The organism is Ancalomicrobiaceae bacterium S20 (assembly GCA_040269895.1).
Classification (GTDB): Bacteria; Pseudomonadota; Alphaproteobacteria; order Rhizobiales; family Ancalomicrobiaceae; genus Methyloraptor; species Methyloraptor flagellatus.
The window spans coordinates 2,344,537-2,364,679 of the sequence record CP158568.1 but is presented as its reverse complement, the minus strand read 5'-3'; the positions used below and the strand labels follow the sequence as shown (position 1 = coordinate 2,364,679).

Sequence of the window (20,143 nt, the reverse complement as noted above, 5' to 3'; positions counted from 1 at the left end):
GATCTCAGCCCGCGAGCGCGTTGGCGAGCGCCACGAAGCCGGCGACGTCGATCTCTTCGGCGCGCCGGGTCGGCTCGATGCCGGCGGCCGCGAGCAGCGCCTCCGGATCGGCCGCGACGCTTTTCAGGCTGGAGCGCAGCATCTTGCGGCGCTGGTTGAACGCCGCCGCCACGACCTTCTCCAGCGCATCCTTGTCGACCGCGAGCGGCTTTTCGCGCGGCACAAGATGGACCACCGACGACGTGACCTTCGGCGGTGGCACGAAAGCCTGCCGCGCGACGTCGAAAGCGATCTTCGCCTCGGTGCGCCAGCCGGTCAGCACGCCGAGCCGGCCATAGGCATCGTCGCCCGGGCGCGCGACGATGCGTTCCGCGACCTCGCGCTGGAACATGAGCGTCGCGCTCTCCCACCACGCCGGCCAGGGCTCGGCGCGCAGCCAGCCGACCAGCAGCGGCGTCGCGACATTGTAGGGCAGGTTGGCGATGATCCGCGCCCGGCCTGTGCCGTCCGGCCCGCCGACGAGGCTCGGCATGTCGATCTCGAGCGCGTCGGCCTCGATCACCTCGAGCCGGCCCGGATAATGCGCCTGCACCTCGGCGAGCGCGGCGAGGCAGCGGCGGTCGCGCTCGATCGCGATCACGCGGCCGGCGCCCTCCGCGAGCAGTGCCCGCGTGAGCCCGCCCGGACCGGGACCGACTTCGATGACGGTCGCGCCGTCGATGCGTCCGCCCGCGCGGGCGATGCGGGCGGTCAGGTTGAGGTCGAGAAGAAAGTTCTGGCCGAGCGACTTCATCGCCATCAGCCCGTGGCGGGCGATGACGTCGCGCAGCGGCGGCAGGTCGTCGATCTGCGCCATCAGGCGGCTCCGGCGCGCGTGGTCGGGGCCTGCGCCGTCGCTGCGAGCCGCGCCGCGAGCCTCAAGGCGGCGACCAGACTGTCGGCGCGCGCGACGCCCTTGGCCGCGATGTCGTAGGCCGTGCCGTGGTCGGGCGACGTGCGCACGAAGGGCAGACCGAGCGTGACATTGACGGTCTCGTCGAAGCCGATCGTCTTGACCGGGATCAGCGCCTGGTCGTGATACATGCACAGCGCCACGTCGTAGGCGGCGCGGGCGCGGGCATGGAACATCGTGTCCGAGGGCAGGGGTCCGAAGGCGTCGATGCCCTCGGCGCGGAGCGCTGCGATCGCCGGAGCGACGATCGCGTCGTCCTCGGTGCCCATGGCGCCGTTCTCACCCGCGTGCGGATTGAGCCCGGCGACGGCCAGCCGCGGCGCGGCGATGCCGAACCGGCTTTTCAGATCGCGAGCCGTGATACGGCCGATCTCGACGATCGAGTCCCGCGTCAGCCGCTTCGGCACCTCGGAAAGCGCGATATGGACCGTCACCGGCACGGTCGAGAGCTCCGGCCCGGCGAGCAGCATCACCGGCGTCCAGGAGCCGTCCGCACCCGGGCCGGGCCCCAGAGCGCGCGAGCTCGGCAAGGAACTCGGTGTGGCCGGGGAAGGCGAAGCCGGTGCCGTAGAGCGCGTGCTTGTTGATCGGGTTGGTGACGACCGCCGCGGCGCGGGCCGCGCGCACATCGTCGACCGCCTGCTCGATCGAGCGGATCACGGCCGGCGCGTCGCTCGGCGTTGCCGTGCCCGGCACGCCTGCGACGGCCGTGCCGACATCGACCACCGGCAGTGCCTCGTCGAAAAGCGCGACCGCTTCGCCCGGTGACGCTTCGGCGATCGGGACATCGAGGCCGAGCTGCTCGGCGCGGCGGCGCAGCATCACCGCGTCGGCGCGCACGTAGAAAGCCGGCAGCTCGAGCGCGCGGCGCTGCAGATAGGCATCGAGCGTGATGTCCGGGCCGATGCCGGCCGGCTCGCCCATGGTCAGGACCAGCGGCAGGGCGCCGCCGATCGTCGATGCGCGCGCATGCGGCGCCGTCGCTGGAGTGGCCTTCATCGCGCGGCTCAGCGCCGGTAGTTGATGACGGCGATGCGCTTCAGATCGTTCAGATAGCGGCGCGACATGAGCTCGCCCTGCTTCTGGCGCAGCTCGTCCTCGACCTTCGAACGGATGGTGAAGTCGCCCGAAATCTGGCGCTTCTCGCAGACGGCGACCATCTCGATGCCGAGCGGCGTGCGCTGCGGCTTCGACAGCTTGCCGATCGGCACATCGGCCAGCACGCCGCGGAACACGTCGGGCAGCTCGTCCTCGGTGCGCTTGCCGAGCGGCTTGACCACAGCCTCCTTGAGCGGCCGGACCAGACTCTGGAGCCCGTCGCAGCCGTTGGCCTTGGCGCGCAGCGCCTCCGCCTCGCGCAGACGCGCCTCGGCGTTGCCGCCCTGCGCAGGCACGACGAGGATCACCTGCTGGAGATTGTACTCGTTGGTCGTGCCTTCGCGCTTGACCAGCTTCTCCTTGTCCTTGGTGTCGCCCTTCTTGTCGAGCGCGTCGAGGATCTCGGCATCGGAGATGTTGATCGTGCTGCGGAAGCGGCCGACGACGAGCTGCTGCCACATCATCTGCGTGCGCAGCCGGGTCTTGAAGCTCGAGGCATCCACGCCCTGCTGCGCCAGCGCCTGCGTCATCTGCGCGGGCGTGATCTTGAGACGCTGGGCGAAGCCTGCGAAGGCCGTGTCGATCTCGCGGTCGGAGATCGAGATGCCGACGCGCTTGGCCTCGAGGATCTTGAGCTTGTCGTCGATCAGCTCTTCCTCGGCCGCTCGCTGGATCGAGGCCGCCGACTGGCCGCGCATGAACAGGCCGAGCAGCTTGGCGCGCTGATTGATCTCGTTCGAGGTGATCGGCTCGCCGTTGACAACGACCTTGATGGTGGTCTGGGCCTCTACGCGCCCGACCGCACCCTGGAGGATCAGCGCCGAGAGCGCGATCGCCGCGACCGCACCGGCTCTCTTCGCGAACTGCATCGTATTGAACCCTCGTGTTCGGCCGCGGGCAAAACGGACCCCGGACCCTGGTCCTCGCAAGTTCTGCTCTGTGGCACGCCGCGCGCCCCGCGTCGAGGGGGCGTGCGGCCGACGCCGTCGGACGCATCGGCGCCGCGCAGGTCTCGACCCTTGCGAACGCTATGCTTCAGCCGGATTGCCTCGACGATCCGGCCGAACGCCGCATGTCTCGCGCGACGCCGGGAGACAGCATCCATTTCCGAGCATCGTGGTCAAAATCTGACGTCGGCAACACGGCGGCAGCCGCGCCTGTCTCACAACGCCGAGATCGCATAAAGGATCGGGCTCGTGCGCAATCGTTCGGTGCGATCGTTCGTGGCGCGATCGTTCAGCGCCGCAGGCTGTTCGACACCTGGCCGTCGCCGAGCGTCCGCAGGCCGAAGCGGAAGTAGAGCGTGCGGTCGAACACGGTGCGGGCGCCGGTGACGACATTGCCGGACTTGTCGAGCGCGATGTTGCTCGACTCCTGGAAGGCGAGCGAGGCCGAGAAGCTGTCGTTGTCGTAGCCGATGCCGATCGAGTCGCCGGCGACGAAGTTGCCCTTCACGTCGTAGCGCACCGCGCCGAACAACCGCCAGGTCTCCGCCATGCGCAGGTTCAGCGCCGTCTGGACTTCCTGCCGCTCCGGCTTGACGTACTGCAGCGCGATCTGCCGATCGGTCGGCGAGTTCGCATATTGCGAGTCGATCAGATCGTAGATGTACTTCGGCGTCTTGTAATAGGTGTAGGTCACCGACGCCGTCACCGGGCCGCTGCTGCCGCTCGCATAGACATCCGCGCGGTTCAGGCGGAACGAGCTCGTATCGAAGCGGCTTTGCGCGCCGATGGTCAGGCCCTTGGCCGTGTCGACCTTGACGTGGCCGACATAGTCCGACTGGCGGGACTCCAGACCCGAGCCATAGCCGGTCAGCGGCACCGAGCCGAAATTGGCGTTGCTGTTGAGCAGCGTCTGAAGGTCCGGCGTCGCGAAGGAGTTGGTGCCGGCGAGCAGGTAGGACCGGCCGAACATCATCGACACCGAGCCGCCGTCGAGCGGCGTGAACGTGTAGGACAGGCCGACGTTGGCACGCGTACCGCCTTCGGCGCGGTCGTAGCCGGAGAACTTGTCGGCCTGGAACAGCGTGGTCGTGTCGAACACGAGGCTCTGGGCGTCGTTGTTCGGCAGCCGGCCGATATAGGTCTCGTTCGGTCGCGCCACGACCTGCACGATCGGCTCGACCACATGCGCGCCGGACGACGCGGCGATCAGCCACGGATAGCGGTATTCGATGCCGGCGGTCGGCGTGAACCGGGCCGCGGCGCCGTCGGAGACGAAGGGCGCGAGGTTCTTGTCGGTGTTCTTGTCGAAGAACACGTCGCCGCGGGCGCGGAAGAACGGCTGGAACACCTGCCCGTAGTCGTCGATGAACTCGCGCCGCCAGCCGACCTGGCCGGTCAGCCGGGTATAGTTGCCGGCGATGCCGTAGATCCGGCCGGCAATGTCCTTGTCGGTCGCGTTGCGGGTCAGGCTGGTCAGATTGGCGTTGGCCGACAGCTCGCCGCCCCAGATCGGGTCGCCGAACACGACGTCGTAGTCGACGACCGGATGGGCGACCGCCTGCTTCTGCTGCAGCTTGGTGCCGACGCCGTTCGGCAGGGTGCGGTTCAGCTTGTCGGTCGGATTGTCGTCGATCAGGACGTTGAACTTGTAGAACCGCGCGTCGAACCAGTTCTTGTCGCCCTGACCCTGCAGGTAGAGCGTCGAGATCGCCTCGGTCTGGGTCGAGGGCACGATGTGGTAGTCGGTCAGGAAGCGGCGGTCCTTGAGGAGCGTCGCGTCCCAGCCCCACTTCCATCGCTCGTTGATGTCGAACTCGCCCTTGGTGATCACGGCGCCGCGCTCGCGGCGTTGGCCGCTGGTGCCGGCGAAGGCGCCCGGGTCCATCTGGTTGATGCCGATGCCGCGCACCGACACGCGGCCGTTCTCGAACGCGTGGCGGACCTCGACGTCGCCGAGGATGCCCTGGTTCGACAGGAAGCCCGGCGAGAAGGTCACGTCCCAGTCGGCGCTCGGCGCCCAGTAGAACGGCTGCTGGATGCCGAAGCCGAGCTTGCTCGATGCAACGAAGCTCGGCGTCAGAAAGCCGGTCTTGCGCTTCACCGACGGGTCGGGATGCTGGAAATACGGCACATAGGCGATCGGCACGCCGAGGAACTCGAGGCGCGCGTCCTCGTAATAGACCGTCTTTTCCTGCTGGTTGTGGATGATCTTGGCGGCCTTGATCTGCCAGAAAGGCGGCTTCTCCGGCTCGTTCACGCAGGATTGGCAGGCGGTGTAGACGCCCTTTTCGAACACCGTGACGTTGCCGGCCTCGCGGCGCGCGCTCTCGGCGGCGAAGCGCGAGCGCTCGACCGAGTCGACGCGCAGCGACTGCGCGAAGCCTTCGCCGAACCCTTCCGACACGTCGAGATGCGTCGCCGTGATGACGTTGCCGCCCGGCTCGGTCAGGCGCGCGTCGCCGTCGGCGACCGCGCGCTTGGTCTTGCGCAGGTAGGTCACCTTGTCGGCGGTGAGCGTGTTGCCCTTGTAGTAGATGTGGACCTTGCCGGTCGCCGTGACGCTGTCCCGGTCACGATCGTAGATGACCTGATCGGCCTCCAGCAGCATCGGCGCGTCCTGCGTGATGCCGGCGGTGGCCGGGGCGGGCGCGGACGTGCCGACAGGCGCAGCGGTGCGCGCGGGAGCCGTCGTGGTCGTCGCCGTCGTGGTCTTCGTCGTCGTGGCCTTCGCCGTCGTGGTCTGGGCGAGCGCACCCGCCGGCAGGGCCGCGAGGCCGAGCGCGATCGTCGACACGAGACCGAGTGTCCGGCCAAGCGAAGGCATCTGGAAATGCGGGGTCGTCCGCCGCGCCGGGAGGCGCCGCGATTCCGTTCGGCCGCGAGGAGGAGAGGCGCCGGTCATGGCCTTAGCCGTCCTCCTGGAAGAGCAGAATCGTGAACCCCATCAGTGTCGCGACCACGGCCGGGGACCATGCGGCGAGGGGCGGCGGAACGATTCCGGCGCTCCCGAGATCCCGGGCGATTTCACCCGCCACATAAAGCACGAAGCCTGCGCCCACGCCACCGAGAATGAGCCTTCCGATGTTGCCGAACCGAAACACGCGGAGCGAAACCGTCGCTGCGATCAACACCATGGCGGCGAGCAGCAGCGGCCGCGCGAGCAGGATCTGCAGCTGGAGCTCGTACTGGAACGCCGGAAGTCCGGCGTTCCGCGCCGCTTCGATGAAGGAGGGCAGCGCCCAGAACGACACGGCGTCGGGCGCGCCGAGCGTCTCGCGGATCTGCTCGAGCGTCAGATAGGTCGCGATCGCATATGTGGAAAACGTCTGCGGTCCGGCCTCGGCGGTGCGTACCGTGGCGTTGGTGAGCGTCCAGTGCCCGTCCTGGTAGCGCGCCTCGTCGGCGTCGATGCGTTCGCGGAAGCGGCCGGTCTTGTCGAACAGGTAGGCGGTGACGGTGGCGAGCCGGGCGCCCTGGTCGAGCGACTGCCGCGCATGCAGGATCGACTCGCCGTCCTTGCCGTCCTGCGTCAGCCAGGCGTCGCGCGTCGTCTGCGCCGCAAGCCGCGCGACCGCGCCGGAGAGATCGATATAGATCTCGTCGGAGCGCGCCTTCAGATAGGCCGCGCCGGGATTGTAGACGGTCGCCGCGAAGACCCCGAGCCCGAGCGCGACGAGCAGCGCCGGCAGGGTGAACTGCCAGACCGAGATGCCGGCGGCGCGCGCCACCACCAGTTCGAGCCGGCGCGACAGGCTGAGGAACGCCGCCATGGCGCCGAACAGCGTCGCGAACGGCAACACCTGCTCGCTGAGACTGGGCACCTTGAACAGCGACACCAGCAGCACCTTGAACCACGAGAAGTTCGGCCGGTCCGCGGTCTGCCGCAGCATCTCGAGCAGGTCGGCGAGCAGAATGATGAAGAAGGCGATGAAGAAGATCGCCGCGATCGACTTCAGGAACCGGAGCGCGAAATAGCTGCCGAGGGTGCGTCCGATCATCGGCCACCTCCCTCGTTGCCTTGCTCGTCGCCGGCGAGGCCGAAGCGTCGGCCGATCGCCCCGAGCACCGCGCCGACACCGTCGGCGGCGTTGTCGATCGCGCGCTCGACCGGTCGGGGCAGGGCGAAGCCGCGATCGGAGGCCGCGAGCGCCAGGCCCCCGACGATCACCGCGAGCGGCGCGATATACATGAAGGCCGCGGCGGCGACGCTGTTCACCGATGCGCTGGAGGCGGCGAAATGGATGCCGCGCAGCGCCGAGGCGCCGAGCACGGCCGAGAACACCGCCATGCCGCGACCCTGCCGGGTCGTGCGCGGCTCGCCGAGCGCCATGAAGGCGATCACGGTGAAGGCGATCGGCAGCAGCGGCTGCGAGAAGCGCTCGTTCAGCTCCGACCGGAATCGGCCGATGTTGCGCGCGGTGTAGTCGTCGGAAAGGTCGGGTGCCAGCAGCTCGCCGGTGAAGCGCTCCGAGGGGCGATAGATCGGCTGGGTGTTCTGCGGCGTCATGCCGGTCAGGTCGAAGGCGTAGGCCTCGAACTTGACGATCGACAGCGCGCCGTCGCGATTGGTCAGCCGATGGATCGCGCCATCGCGCATGACGAGCAGCGTCTTGCCGACCATCTCGACGATGTTGGCGCGGTCGGCGATGTAGGTGAAGGCGATATCCTTGTCGCGCCGGTCCTCGATGAACAGGCCCGCCATCGACCCGTCGGCGGCGCGGTTGCGGATGTGGAAGGTCAGCCCGTCCTCGATCTCGGTGAACCGGCCCGGACGCACGATGTTGGCGATCAGGTCGACGTTGACCCGCGTCAGCTCGACCCGCAACTGGCGCAGCGCCAGCGGCGCCGCGACCGTCGTCATCATCAGCATCACGATCGCGACGGTGCCCGACAGCACCACCAGCGGCCGCATCGGCACGAAGCGCGAGGCGCCGCTCGCCGACAGCACGACGAGCTCGCTCTCGGAATTCAGCGCCGACAGCGTGTAGATCGCTGCGATCACCATGGCGAAGGGCGCGATCACGATCAGCAGGAACGGCACCGCGAGCAGGGTGATCTCCAGGAAGACCAGCAGCGTCTGCCCCTTGGCGGTGATCAGGTTCATCTGGCGCAGAGCCTGGGTCATCCAGACCACGCCGGCGAGCGCGATCAGCGTCAGCAGGAACGCGCCCGCCGCCCGGCCGAAGATGTAGCGCTCGATCAGCTTCATGGGTGGTCCGATCCCGACTCGCTCTCTCCCGCCGGGACCCGCACGGTCGGCCTCGGCGAGCCGCCGGGCGACGAGAAGGACCAGGGCCGTACCGCCCGCGATCGAACGGCCGGAAACGCCCGTCATATCGCAAACCACCAGCCTTCATCCAAGAGCGGAATGGCTAAAGCTTGTCAAACAAACATGGTTAACGATCTCATTCCGGCCTCGGCGTGGCACTCTTGCACGCCCTCGCACGGGTGTTGCGTTCCGATCGTGATCGCGTTGGTCTTCGGCAAAGTCCGTACAAGACGGGGTGGATGAAAGTAATTACGCTACGGAATTGGGGTTCTGGCCATCAATAGATCAAAGAACCTTCGCCCTTCGCTGTGCGGATCACCCACGTTCATTTTGAACGGTCGATCAATAAACTGGAATTTCACGTGAAGGTCGTCGTCAAAGGGGTGTTACAACGGTGCGCTGATGCTCTATTAACGTTTTGGCCCTACCGTTGACATCGGATAAGCTGGCGCCGGGGAGACCATGGAGATGCGGCAGGACGCTCTCGGCGCCGATGAAGCCGGGACAATCGCCGAAGCGGCCGTGCGGATGCGAAACGCGGTTTCCGGGGCCGACGTCTTTGCCGCGCTGTACTGGGCATGCGGCGGCGACGAATGCGCGCGCCTCGACGGCTATGCGGTCGCGATGAACGGCCGGAACGTGCACCACATCGCCGGTTTCGGACCCGCTTCGCCACCGTGTTTCGACCAGGTGGTGGCGTGGCTGTTGACCGATGGTGCTCCCACTTGGCCGACCGACCCGAACGGCATGATCGCCGAGCGTCTGATCGCCGGCGGGCGTGTCATCGGCGCCGTCGTGATCGCGATCCCCGGTCTCGACGGGACCATGCGCCAGCGCTGTGCGCGCCTGATCCGCCTCGCGGCCGCCAATATCGCCGATCTGCACCAGCGCCGCCTCTCGCAGATGGTGCTGGAAGCGCTCGAGCAGAGCGAGGAGGCGATCTCGTTCTACGACGAGGCCGACGGCATCATCTTCTCCAACGATGCCTACCACCGCGTCTTTCCGCATCTGCCGGATCGCCGCGGCGTTCTCGGCATGTCGCACCTCGATCTCTACCGGCTGGACCTGGCGGCCGGCGTCATCGACGATCCGCTCGCCCGTTCCGATCCGGACGCCTACCTCGCCGACCGCGAACGACGGTCGCGGGATCTGGTCGCGCGCCAGCGCGAGATTCAGACCGTCGGCGGTCGCAGCTACATCTACACCCGCTCGCGCTCCAAGACCGGCGCGACCATGTCGCGCCGCATCGACGTCACCGAACAGGCCGCGACCGAGGCGCGGCTGCGCGAGCGCGAACGCGAACTGCATGCGCTGGCGTTTCTCGACCCGCTGACCGGCCTCTACAATCGCGCCTATCTGCGCGAGCGCCTCGCCGGCATCGAGGCGCGTGCCGCTTCCGGCGGCCAGGCCGATGTCGCGGTGTTCCTCGTCGATATCGACGGCTTCAAGATCCTCAACGACACTTATGGCCACGACCGTGGCGACCAGGTGCTGCGCAACATCGCCGACCGGCTCTCGCACGGCCTGCCGGACGCGCAGGACGTGGTCCGTCTCGGCGTGGACGAGTTCCTCGTGCTGTTCGAGCGCGCGATCGACGACGAGGCGGCGACCGACATCGCCCGCCAGATCGCGGCGCTGATCTCCGAGCCGATGATGCGCGACGAACTGGCGATCCGGGTCGGCGCGAGCATCGGCGTCGCGCGCTCGGCGCCCGGCGGCGATCTCGGCACGCTTCTCGGCGACGCCGATCTGGCCATGGCCGAGGCCAAGCGGACCAAGGGCGGCGGCGTCGCGCTGTTCGAGCCGGGCCTCCGGGCCGCTTTCGTCGAGCGGGCGCGACTGGTCGAGGATGTGCGCACCGCCCTGAAGCGCGGCGAGTTCGAAGTGCATTATCAGCCGCAGTTCGAGACGCGCTCGCGCCGGCTGGTCGGCTTCGAGGCGCTCGCCCGCTGGCGGCACCCGGACCACGGCATGATCTCGCCCGCCGTGTTCATACCGATCATGGAGGAATACGGGCTGATCGAGACGCTCGGCGCCTGGGTTCTGGAAACCGCCTGCGCCGAGGCGAACACTTGGCCGGACGGTCTGAAGATCGCGGTCAACGTCTCGCCGCTGCAGGTCCGCAGCCCGCGCTTCACCCTGACACTCGCCGACGCCCTGATGCGCAGCGGTCTGCCGCCGCAGCGGCTCGAACTCGAGATCACCGAGTCGGTGTTCCTCAACGATGCCGACGGCGCCCGGGCCCGGCTCGAACAATGGAAGGCGCTCGGCGTGCGCATTGCGCTCGACGATTTCGGCTGCGGTTATTCGAGCCTCGGCTATCTGAGCGCGCTGCCGATCGACAAGCTCAAGATCGACCGGGCCTTTCTGGCCGGCTTCGACCTCGAGGATCCGACCGCGACCGCCGGCATCATCCTGCGCACGATCGTCTATCTCGGGCGTTCGCTGGGAATGACCGTCACGGCGGAGGGCGTCGAGCGCCCGGATCAGCTCGATTATCTCGCCCGTCTCGCCTGTTCGGAAGTGCAAGGCTTCCTGCTCGGCCACCCCGCGCCGGCCGGCGAGGTGCAGGCGCTGATCCGCCGTGCGGGCGTGGCCGTGACGGCGGCCTGAGGCCGCTCGCCCTGTCCGCGAGCACTGCGTCCCGCCGACGGTTCGACGTCCGTGCCTCGACGATCCAACGCGCTCGTCGCGGCCGCAAAGCGCCGTGATTGACGCTGCGGACACCTTGCCTGAGCGGTCCCGAGGCCTCATGTTCTGCCGACCCGCGCTCTCGCCCCCGGTGAGCGCCGTCCCAGAATGCCGAGGAGAATCATCATTATGGCCCTTCCCACCATCTCCTTCGTCAAGCTCGCCGCGCCCGAGACCGGCGTCGCGGTGCTCCTGGCGGACGACGGCGCGAAGCTCGGCGCTCTCGCGAGCGCCATCGACGCCGCCCATGGCGGGCTGGTCACGCGCGCGATCGAAAAGGCGGCCTTCAAGGGCAAGCAGTTCCAGTTTCTCGACCTGATCGCGCCGGCGGGCTCCGGCCTCGACCGCATCCTGGTCGTCGGCCTCGGCAAGGGTGCTGACTGGAAGGAGCGCGACTGGCAGCGCCTCGGCGGCGCCATCGCCGGCAAGCTCGCCGAGATCAAGGCCTCGGGCGCGACCGTGGTGGTCGAGCGTCCGGCCGGCGGCGAGGTCGAGGCCGAGGCGGCCGCCGACATCGGCCTCGGCGCCTTCCTGCGCGGCTATGTCTTCGATCGCTACAAGACCAAGAAGAAGGACGAGGACAGCGGCAGCGAGAAGGGCGAGAAGACGGGCGACAAGGGCCTCAAGCTCGCGCTGGCCGTCGACGGGCACCTCGCTGCCAAGAAGGTCTACGGCGCGCGTGAGGCGATCGGCGAGGGCGTCAATCTCGCCCGCGAGCTGATCCTCGAGCCGCCGAACGTGCTCGGCCCGGAGGAGTTCGCCCGCCGCGCCAAGGAGCTCGAGAAGCTCGGCGTCGAGGTCGAGATCCTGACCGAGAAGGACATGAAGAAGCTCGGCATGGGTGCCTTCCTCGGCGTCGGCCAGGGTTCGTCGCGCCCGCCGCGCCTCGTCGTCATGCGCTGGAACGGCGGCAAGGAGAAGGACAAGCCGATTTCCTTCATCGGCAAGGGCGTCGTGTTCGATTCCGGCGGCATCTCGATCAAGCCGGCCGGCGGCATGGAGGACATGAAGGCCGACATGGGCGGCGCCGCCTGCGTCACCGGCCTGATGCACGCGCTCGCCGCGCGCAAGGCCAAGGTCAACGTCGTCGCCGCCATCGGTCTCGTCGAGAACATGCCGGACGGCAACGCCCAGCGCCCGGGTGACATCGTCACCTCCATGTCCGGCCAGACCATCGAGATCATCAACACCGACGCCGAGGGCCGCCTCGTGCTCGCCGACGTGGTCTGGTACATCCAGGACCGTTTCAAGCCGCAGTTCATGATCGATCTGGCGACGCTGACCGGCGCGATCGTGGTCGCGCTCGGCAAGCATTACGCCGGCATCTTCTCGACGTCCGAGGATCTCGCGACCCAGCTCGCCGCCGCCGGCGAGGCGACCGGCGAGCACGTCTGGCGCATGCCGCTGTCGGCCGACTACGACAAGATGATCGACAGCCAGTTCGCCGATATGAAGAACACCGGCGGTCGCGACGGCGGTTCGATCACCGCCGCGCAGTTCATCAAGCGCTTCACCAACGACGTGCCGTGGTTGCACATCGACATCGCCGGTACCGCGATCGGCAGCCCGCAGACCGAGACCAACCGGGTCTGGTCCTCGGGCTGGGGCGTGCGCCTGCTCGATCGGCTCGTCGCCGATCATTATGAGAAGTGACGGTCGGGTCCGGTGGCGGTACTGCCGCCACCGGACCGGCATTCGGGCCGCCGCGAGAGCCTGACACCGGCCGGGCGGGGGCCCCGCGAGGGCGTGAAGCGATCGGCGCGATGACCGAGATCCTGTTCTACCACCTCCAGAATCAGCCGCTCGAGCGGGTGCTGCCGAGCCTGCTCGAGAAATGCATCGAGCGCGGCTGGCGGGTCGTGGTCGAGACCGGCTCGCCGGAGCGCCGCGACGCGCTCGACGCCGAACTGTGGACCTACAAGGAAGACAGTTTTCTGCCGCACGGCACGCGCCGCGATGGCGATCCCGAAGAGCAGCCGATCTTCCTGACCGACGGTCCCGACAATCCGAACGGCGCCACGGTGCGCTTCCTGGTCGACCGCGCCCGTCCCGCCGACGTCGCCGCCTATGCGCGCGTCGTGCTCGTCTTCGACGGCAACGACCCCGACGCGCTCGGCGACGCCCGCGCCCATTGGAAGGCGCTGAAGGACGCCGGCCACGCCCTGACCTACTGGCAACAGGACGATCGCGGCCGCTGGATCAAGAAGGCATGAGGTCGGCGGCGGATCGCCCGCGCCGGATTTCTCTTCGCCGCCGTGGTCCGGATCGGCTGTCGCCTCGATTTGACACCCGGGCCCTTGCGATTGTGAACGGTGCTCATATGCTGCCCTCGAAAGCGGGGGACGCATGCCGCGACGCATGGGAAAGAGCCACGAGGATCTGCGGGCCGACGCCGTCGTCGCCGCCCGCGCCATGGTGCGCGCCGATGGCGTCGCAGGCCTGACGGTCCGGCGGATCGCCGAGGCGGTGGGCTGCTCGGTCGGCAGTGTCTACAATCTGTTCCTGGACCTCGACGACATCGTCCTGCACCTCTCGGCGGAGGTGCTCGACGAACTGATGGCTGCGGTCTTCGACGCGCCCCTGCCGGACGAGCCGGCCGCCCGCGTCGTCGCGATGGCCGAGCGCTATGTCGCCTTCGCCGCCGGCGAGCCCGAACTCTGGTCGATGCTGTTCGAGCACAATCTGGCCAACGACCGCCCTGTGCCGGACTGGCATGCCGACCGGGTGGCGCGGCTGGTCGCGGCGGTCCGCGCCGGCGCGGCCGAGGCACTCGGCGGCCGGTCCGATGCGGAGACAAACGCCGGGGTCGATGTGCTTTGGGCCTCGGTCCACGGCATCGCTGCGCTCGGCCGGCGCGGCAAGCTCGGCTTCGTGACCGGCGCGACTGCGACCGACATGGTCCGGCGCCTCGTGACGGTCTATCTGGCCGGCCGCCGTGCACTCGGCGCCGGAGAGGCCATGGCGGGCGAGGGTAGTCGGGGGCGGGAATGATACGGACGGCGCTCCGTCGTCAGCCCGTTACAGAGCCCGTGTTTCGATGCGACGAGCGGATCCGGTGGTCGGCCGAGGGGCTGACGTGATGACGGCGGCGGCGCCGCGCACCTTCGAATCGGTGGGCCAGCGCCGAAAAGCGCCGCGCGCGATCGCTGGGAACCGGCCCCGAGGCCGGTTCGGCGGCCGGCGCCGCCCGCGGTAGCGGTCGGTTCGTAAGCCGAATGCGCGAATAATGCACCGATATATTGGTTTAGTTGACCTGAAATTCTACAAATCTATTGCAAACGGCAAACTACGTAGTACCGTCGTTGCGTCGGCTTGGGAATAACCCTGCGCCGGCGATGGACGCGCGGTCCGCGACGGAACGACAGGTTCCCTCGGCGGCACGGGATCGGAAGCGTTACTGGAGGCGTTGATGGCGCTGCTTCGCTTCTCGTTCTTTTCTCGCCTGACCGCGGAGACGGCGGCCGGGCGCTGGCACGATTTGTCCGACATCGTCGTCATCTCGCGCGAGCACAACAAGAAGCACGGCTTCACCGGCATCATGATCTCCGACGAGCGGATCATCTTCCAGTGCCTGGAAGGCGACGACGTGCTGCTCGGCGCACTGTTCCAGCGGATCATGAAGGACGAGCGCCACGGCGACGTCGAGGTCGTCGCCCACGGCCCGGCGCGCGCTCGGATGTTCGAGACTTGGGATGTGCATTTCCGGCCGCTGCATCGGACACCGCCGCCGCCACCGCTGATCCGGCTCGAACCGAAGCTGGTTCCGATCCCGCTTGCCGTCGATCTCGCCGAGATCGGTGCCATGCTGCGCGTTCACTGACGGCGCGGGAGCGAACACCCCGCCCGGGACCACCCAAACGTCCCGCCAGACCACCCAAACTTCGCTCGCGGGGTCGCGCGCCCGGTGACGCGTGGCACCCTCAGGCCTCGGCGGCGGCCTTTTCGGCCTCTTCGTATTCCGCCGAAAGCATGAGCCAGCGCTCCTCCTCGGCGGCGAGCGCCTTTTCGGCGTCGGCGCGCTGCTTGGAGAGTTTCGTGCCGCGCGCCGCGTCCCTGGTGAACAGCGCCGGGTCGGCCAGCTCCTTGTCGAGCTTGGCGATCTCGGCTTGCAGCTTCTCGGTCCGGGTCTCGGCGTCGCGGATCTGCTTGCGGAGCGGCGCGAGCTGTTCGCGCAACTGCGCGGCCTGGCGACGGCGGTCCTGCGCCGAGGTCTTCGGCGCCTCGTCGGCCTTGTCGGCGCCGCCGCGCGCGGCTGCCGAGGCGCGTTCGAGGATGTATTTCTTGTAGTCCTCGATGTCGCCGTCGAAGGCCGACACCGTGCCGTCGGCGACCAGCAGCAGCCGGTCGACGGTTGCCTCGACCAGATGCCGGTCGTGGCTGATCAGGATCACCGCACCGTCGTATTCGTTGAGCGCCTGCACGAGCGCTTCGCGGCTGTCGATGTCGAGATGGTTGGTCGGTTCGTCGAGAATCATCAGGTTCGGGCCGGCGAAGGTCGCAAGGCCCATCAGCAGCCGCGCCTTCTCGCCGCCGGAAAGATCCTTGGCGGGCGTGTCCATGCGGTTGGTCGGCAGGCCCATCTGTGCCACGCGCGACCGGATCCGCGCCTCCGGCTCGCCCTTCATCAGCGGCGCGACATGCTGCACCGGCGTCTCGGCCGGCACGAGGTCGTCGAGCTGGTGCTGGGCGAAGAAGCCGATTTGAAGCTTGTTGGCGCGCTTGATCTCGCCGGCTTCCTGCTGGAGCCGGCCGGCGATCAGCTTGGCGAAGGTCGACTTGCCGTTGCCGTTCGAGCCGAGCAGGGCGATGCGGTCGTCGGTGTCGATCCGGAGCGTCAGCTTCTTCAGGATCGGCTTGCCCGGCTCGTAGCCGACCGAGACGTTGTCGAGCGCCAAAATCGGCGGCGACAGGCGTCCCGCCGGCGGCTGGAACGCGAACGGCATCGCCTCGTCCTCGACGATCGCGGCGATCGGTTCCATCTTGGCCAGCATCTTCATGCGCGACTGCGCCTGTCGCGCCTTGGTCGCCTTGGCCTTGAAACGGTCGATGAAGGCCTGCATGTGGGCGCGCGCGGCTTCCTGCTTCTCGCGCGCCTTCTGGTTCAGGAGCATGCGCTCGCGCCGCTGCCGCTCGAACCCGTCATAGTCGCCGCGATAGGCGACGAGTTTGCCCTGGTCGAGATGCACGATCGTGTCGACCGCCGCGTTCAGGAGATCGCGGTCGTGGCTGATGATGACCACCGTGTGCGGATAGCGCGCGATGTAGGTCTCGAGCCAGAGCGTGCCTTCGAGATCGAGGTAGTTGGTCGGCTCGTCGAGCAGCAGGAGGTCCGGCTCGGAGAACAGCACGCCGGCGAGCGCCACGCGCATGCGCCAGCCGCCCGAGAAGTCCGAGCAGGGCCGCTGCTGCGCCTCGTGGTCGAAGCCGAGGCCGGACAGGATCGTCGCCGCCCGCGCCTCGGCCGAATGGGCGCGGATGTCGGAGAGCCGGGTATGGATCTCCGCGATCCGGTGCGGATCGGTCGCCGTCTCGGCCTCCGCGAGCAGCGCCGCGCGCTCCTTGTCGGCGGCGAGCACCGTGTCGATCAGGCTGACCGAATTGCCCGGCGCCTCCTGCGCGACCTGGCCGATCCGCGCGCCCTTCGGCACCGAGATCGTGCCGGATTCGGGCGCGAGATCGCCGACCAGCAGCTTGAACAGCGTGGTCTTGCCGGTGCCGTTCTTGCCGACAAAGCCGACCTTGGCGCCCGTGGGAATGGTCACGCTCGCCCCGTCGAGGAGCGTGCGGCCGGCGATACGGAAGGTGAGATCGGAGACGACGAGCATGGCGCGCCTCTCATGCGGTCTCGCGTCGCCGCGGTCAACCGCCGAGCCGCGCGAAACGGCTCACGCCGAGGTGCTGACCGTCCAGGTCGCGTTGCGGATCAGCGGGTTCTTTTCCAGATGCGCGGCGACCGCGTCGAGTTCCTTGGCGCTCACCGCGGTCGGAATCAGCGTCGCAGACAGCTCGACGTGGTCCTCGGCCTCCAGCACGACCTCGATCTCGCGGATCGGATAGCTGCGCTTTTCCAACTCCTCCGCGATCAGATCGCGGACGTCCGATGCGTCGGTCGGATCGCAGGTGACGATCACGCGGTATTCCGCTTCCGTCAGAGTCTCGTCGATCGGGCTGCGGTTGATGTAGTTGACCAGCGGCCGCAGGAACGTGTTGCCGGCGAGCACGAACGACGTCAGCAGCACCGCTTCGGCGACAAGGCCGCTGCCGGAGAAGGCGCCGACCGCCGCCGAACACCAGAGGGTCGCGGCCGTGTTGAGGCCGCGGATGTTGGTGCCGTCCTTCATGATCACGCCGGCGCCGAGAAAGCCGACGCCCGAGACGACATAGGCGATGATGCGCGTGCCGCCGTCGAAACCGTAGAGCCGGATGCCGAGATCGGCGAAGGCGGCCGCGCCGAGCGCGACCAACACATTGGTCCGGAGCCCGGCCGTGCGCTGCCGGAACTGGCGCTCGAACCCGATCGCGGTGCCGAGCACGAAGGCCGTGCCGAGTGCGATCAGCGTGGTCAGGAACTCGCTCGAATTGAACGTCGCCATGCGTCCGGCTCTCCCGACGTCGCCTTGCCGCGGGCCGTCTAACATCGGCCGCAAGGCGAGGGCAAGCCGATGGCAAGGCCGGGCGCGACCGCGGGCGAGAACCGGGTTATGCTCGGCCTCCGACCTTTCGGGAGAACAGGGATCGTCGGATCGGGTGGTGTCGAAGGCCGGGGGCGCGGCGTTCGAAGAGGACCCGGTTCGCCAACAGGAGCGAGACCGATGTGTGTGCCCGGGTGCCGTGAAGAGCTGGAGCGCCATTTCTCGCGCCGCGGCCTGCTGACGCGACTGGCGGCCGCCGGTGCGGCGGGCGCGGTCGCGACCATGCCCGGCCCGGCCGAGGCCGTACCGCCGCGCCCGAAGCAAATCCGCGTCCGGCGCTTCGTGGATCTGACCCACACGCTCGATCCGCGCTTTCCGACCTGGGACGGCCATCCCGGCATCGAGCTGAAGAAGGTCGCCTCGGTCGAGACCGACGGCTTCAACATCTTCGAATGGAACCTCGCCGAGCATTCCGGCACCCATATCGACGCGCCGTTCCACATTTCGGCGACCGGTCAGACCGTCGAGCTGATTCCGGTCGAGAAGCTGGTCGTGCCGCTCGCGGTCGTCGATATCGCCCACAAGGCCGAGAGCGAGCCGGACTACCGGCTCAACATCTACGACATCCTCGAATGGGAGCGCATCCACGGGCGGCTGCGGCGTGGCTCCTGCGTGGCGATGTATTCGGGCTGGGGCCGCCACATCGGCACGCCGCGCTATCGCAACCGCGACGACAAGGGCGTGATGCGCTTCCCCGGCTTCCACGCCGAGGCGGCGGAGTTTCTGGCGCGCGAGCGCGACGCCGCCGGGCTCGCGGTCGACACGCTGTCGCTCGACCACGGCTCGTCGAAGAATTTCCGGGTCCACAAGGTCTGGCTCGGTTCGGGGCGCTGGGGCCTGGAATGCGTCGCCAACCTGCACGACGTGCCGCCCCGCGGCGCCACGCTGGTCGTCGGCGCCCCGAAGGTCAGGGGCGCGAGCGGCGGACCCTGCCGGCTGATCGCGCTGGTGTAACCGCGCCGGTTCAGCCCCTCGAGCGCCCTCCGTCTCGTCCGATCGCCCGCGTCGAACAGCCTCTGCAGTCCGCGCCACGGACGGTATTCTCGGCTGCACGGTCGAGCGGGCGCCGCCGCTCGGTCCTCGATGCGCTCGGCGGCGGTCGCGGACTCCCGGGCCCGGCCATTTCATGGCGAAAGCGTCCCGTATCGCGCGATTCGGCTGCCCTGTGGACGGAGGTGGATCTTAACTCCCGGTTAAGGTTGCGGGCGTTTGAAGAAGGGCATCGGACGACAGCCAGACACCTGACGCGCCCCGCCACCCGGGGGCGCGGAAGTCCCCGTTTTGCCGCGTCGTCCTTGTGTTCCAGTCTTGCGTGGAAGAGGGCGACCATGATCCGGATGATCGATACCCGCTGTGTGCTGCTCGGGATCCTCGCCCTGATCGCGGTCCTCGCCGAGCGCCAGGATCAACGCCGCGCCACGGACCCGATCGAGACAGGCTCGATCGCCGGGCTGGTGCGGCACCAGCACGACCGCTTCATGCCGTGTTCCTGTCCGGGTCCGGTCGAGCGCAACTGATCTTGTCCGCGGTCGACCGGCGGTTCGGAGCGTCCGGCTGCGTGACCGCGCCCCTGGACGCGACGAAGCAAACGAGTCTCGAATCACGCCGATCGGCCCAGCGTGAAGCGACGTACAGGAATGTAACAGTAATTCTTGTGCTCCCGCACGGAAGTGCTTGAACAATACCATGACCATCGCCGAGACTTCGCCGCATCCAATTCCGGAGCCGGTGATTCGGTGTCTACGATTCTGCTTCATGATCTGGTCGGCCTGAGCGATCTGCGCTTCAGCCCTTATTGCTGGCGCGTGAAGCTCGCGCTCGCCCATAAGGGGTTGGCCTTCCGCACCAGAGGCACGCCGTTCACCGCGATTCCGGCGATTGCAGGCGGGACCGGCAAGACCGTACCGGTGATCGAGGACGGCGACACGATCGTCTCCGACAGTTTCGCCATCGCGGAATATTTGGAGAAGACTTACCCCGACCGGCCGAGCCTGTTCGGCGGTTCCGGCGGCCACGCCATGGCGCGCTTCGTCGAGAGCTGGGCGAACGTGCTGCACGGGCCGATCGGGCGCATGGTCGTGCTGGAGATCCACGACCGGCTGCTGCCCGAGGATCGGGCCTATTTCCGCAAGTCGCGCGAGCAGCGCATGGGCGCGCCGCTCGAGCAGATCGTCGCCCGCCGCGAGGACCGGCTCGAGGCATTCCGGGAATCGCTGCTGCCGCTCCGGCTCATGCTGAAGAAGCAGCCCTTCATCGGCGGCGCTGCGCCAAACTATGCCGACTATGTCGTGTTCGGCTCGCTGCAGTGGCCGCGCATGGTCTCGGCCTTCGAACTCGTCGCCCGCGACGACGTCGCGCGCGCCTGGTTCGACCGTGTCCTCGACGCGCACGACGGATTTGCGCGAAAGGCGCCCGCGACCGGGCATTGATTGCGGGCATTGATGAGGGCCGGGCGCCGGAATCGCCGTACGGCCGCCGCCAGGGCGGCCGTGCC

Annotated in this window: 16 protein-coding genes and 1 pseudogene; 8 read left to right on the top strand and 9 right to left on the bottom strand. The window is 68.3% G+C overall.

Translation table 11 applies throughout. The annotated features are described in order from the left end of the window. Positions 1-4 precede the first annotated feature (4 nt). The 7 genes and pseudogenes from rsmA to lptF form a co-directional block, all read right to left on the bottom strand. Positions 5-856 carry a 16S rRNA (adenine(1518)-N(6)/adenine(1519)-N(6))-dimethyltransferase RsmA gene (gene rsmA / locus ABS361_10765; GenBank protein ID XBY46645.1) on the bottom strand — a complete coding sequence of 284 codons (852 nt, stop codon included), beginning with the start codon at positions 854-856 and terminating at the stop codon, positions 5-7. Beyond that, positions 856-1,422, bottom strand: a complete 567-nt coding sequence (locus ABS361_10760) for a 4-hydroxythreonine-4-phosphate dehydrogenase PdxA (GenBank protein XBY46644.1) — start codon at positions 1,420-1,422, stop codon at positions 856-858. The genes rsmA and ABS361_10760 overlap by 1 nt, the downstream gene beginning before the upstream one ends. Before the next feature lie 100 nt (positions 1,423-1,522). Next, a pseudogene (locus ABS361_10755) lies at positions 1,523-1,774 on the bottom strand (4-hydroxythreonine-4-phosphate dehydrogenase PdxA). Between the two features lie 185 nt (positions 1,775-1,959). Beyond that, positions 1,960-2,919 carry a SurA N-terminal domain-containing protein gene (locus tag ABS361_10750; GenBank protein ID XBY46643.1) on the bottom strand — a complete coding sequence of 320 codons (960 nt, stop codon included), beginning with the start codon at positions 2,917-2,919 and terminating at the stop codon, positions 1,960-1,962. A gap of 367 nt (positions 2,920-3,286) precedes the next feature. Beyond that, on the bottom strand, positions 3,287-5,791 hold the full coding sequence (locus tag ABS361_10745; protein ID XBY46642.1) for an LPS-assembly protein LptD: 2,505 nt from the start codon (positions 5,789-5,791) through the stop codon (positions 3,287-3,289). Between the two features lie 112 nt (positions 5,792-5,903). Further along, positions 5,904-6,995, bottom strand: coding sequence for an LPS export ABC transporter permease LptG (gene lptG, locus ABS361_10740; protein XBY46641.1), 1,092 nt, complete (start codon positions 6,993-6,995; stop codon positions 5,904-5,906). Next, complete coding sequence (gene lptF, locus ABS361_10735; protein XBY46640.1) at positions 6,992-8,206, bottom strand: LPS export ABC transporter permease LptF; 1,215 nt, start codon at positions 8,204-8,206, stop codon at positions 6,992-6,994. The genes lptG and lptF overlap by 4 nt, the downstream gene beginning before the upstream one ends. Positions 8,207-8,734: 528 nt before the next feature. On the opposite strand from lptF, the gene ABS361_10730 reads away from it, so the two are divergent. From ABS361_10730 to ABS361_10710, 5 genes are all read left to right on the top strand, one after another. Next, positions 8,735-10,879, top strand: coding sequence for a bifunctional diguanylate cyclase/phosphodiesterase (locus tag ABS361_10730; protein XBY46639.1), 2,145 nt, complete (start codon positions 8,735-8,737; stop codon positions 10,877-10,879). Positions 10,880-11,086: 207 nt separating this feature from the next. Then, positions 11,087-12,610 carry a leucyl aminopeptidase gene (locus ABS361_10725; protein ID XBY46638.1) on the top strand — a complete coding sequence of 508 codons (1,524 nt, stop codon included), beginning with the start codon at positions 11,087-11,089 and terminating at the stop codon, positions 12,608-12,610. 110 nt (positions 12,611-12,720) lie between these two features. Continuing rightward, positions 12,721-13,170 carry a DNA polymerase III subunit chi gene (locus ABS361_10720; protein XBY46637.1) on the top strand — a complete coding sequence of 150 codons (450 nt, stop codon included), beginning with the start codon at positions 12,721-12,723 and terminating at the stop codon, positions 13,168-13,170. Between the two features lie 133 nt (positions 13,171-13,303). Next, the gene (locus tag ABS361_10715) at positions 13,304-13,948 is read left to right on the top strand and encodes a TetR/AcrR family transcriptional regulator (GenBank protein XBY46636.1); all 645 of its coding nucleotides are present in this window, start codon (positions 13,304-13,306) and stop codon (positions 13,946-13,948) included. A 418-nt stretch (positions 13,949-14,366) separates the two neighbouring features. Next, positions 14,367-14,777 (top strand): BLUF domain-containing protein, encoded by a 411-nt coding sequence (locus ABS361_10710; protein ID XBY46635.1) that lies wholly within the window; start codon positions 14,367-14,369, stop codon positions 14,775-14,777. Between the two features lie 100 nt (positions 14,778-14,877). Here ABS361_10710 and ABS361_10705 read toward each other — a convergent pair whose 3' ends face one another. Together ABS361_10705 and ABS361_10700 are read right to left on the bottom strand one after the other, a co-directional pair. Further along, positions 14,878-16,782, bottom strand: coding sequence for an ABC-F family ATP-binding cassette domain-containing protein (locus ABS361_10705; GenBank protein ID XBY46634.1), 1,905 nt, complete (start codon positions 16,780-16,782; stop codon positions 14,878-14,880). Positions 16,783-16,842: 60 nt separating this feature from the next. After that, positions 16,843-17,550, bottom strand: a complete 708-nt coding sequence (locus tag ABS361_10700; protein ID XBY46633.1) for an MgtC/SapB family protein — start codon at positions 17,548-17,550, stop codon at positions 16,843-16,845. Between the two features lie 219 nt (positions 17,551-17,769). On the opposite strand from ABS361_10700, the gene ABS361_10695 reads away from it, so the two are divergent. The 3 genes from ABS361_10695 to ABS361_10685 all read left to right on the top strand — a co-directional run bounded on the left by ABS361_10695 (position 17,770) and on the right by ABS361_10685 (position 20,078). Beyond that, positions 17,770-18,603, top strand: a complete 834-nt coding sequence (locus ABS361_10695) for a cyclase family protein (protein XBY46632.1) — start codon at positions 17,770-17,772, stop codon at positions 18,601-18,603. A 374-nt stretch (positions 18,604-18,977) separates the two neighbouring features. Further along, the gene (locus ABS361_10690; protein ID XBY46631.1) at positions 18,978-19,166 is read left to right on the top strand and encodes a hypothetical protein; all 189 of its coding nucleotides are present in this window, start codon (positions 18,978-18,980) and stop codon (positions 19,164-19,166) included. A gap of 219 nt (positions 19,167-19,385) precedes the next feature. Next, a complete protein-coding gene (locus ABS361_10685; protein XBY46630.1) occupies positions 19,386-20,078 on the top strand; it encodes a glutathione S-transferase family protein in 693 nt (230 codons plus the stop codon). Positions 20,079-20,143 lie beyond the last annotated feature (65 nt).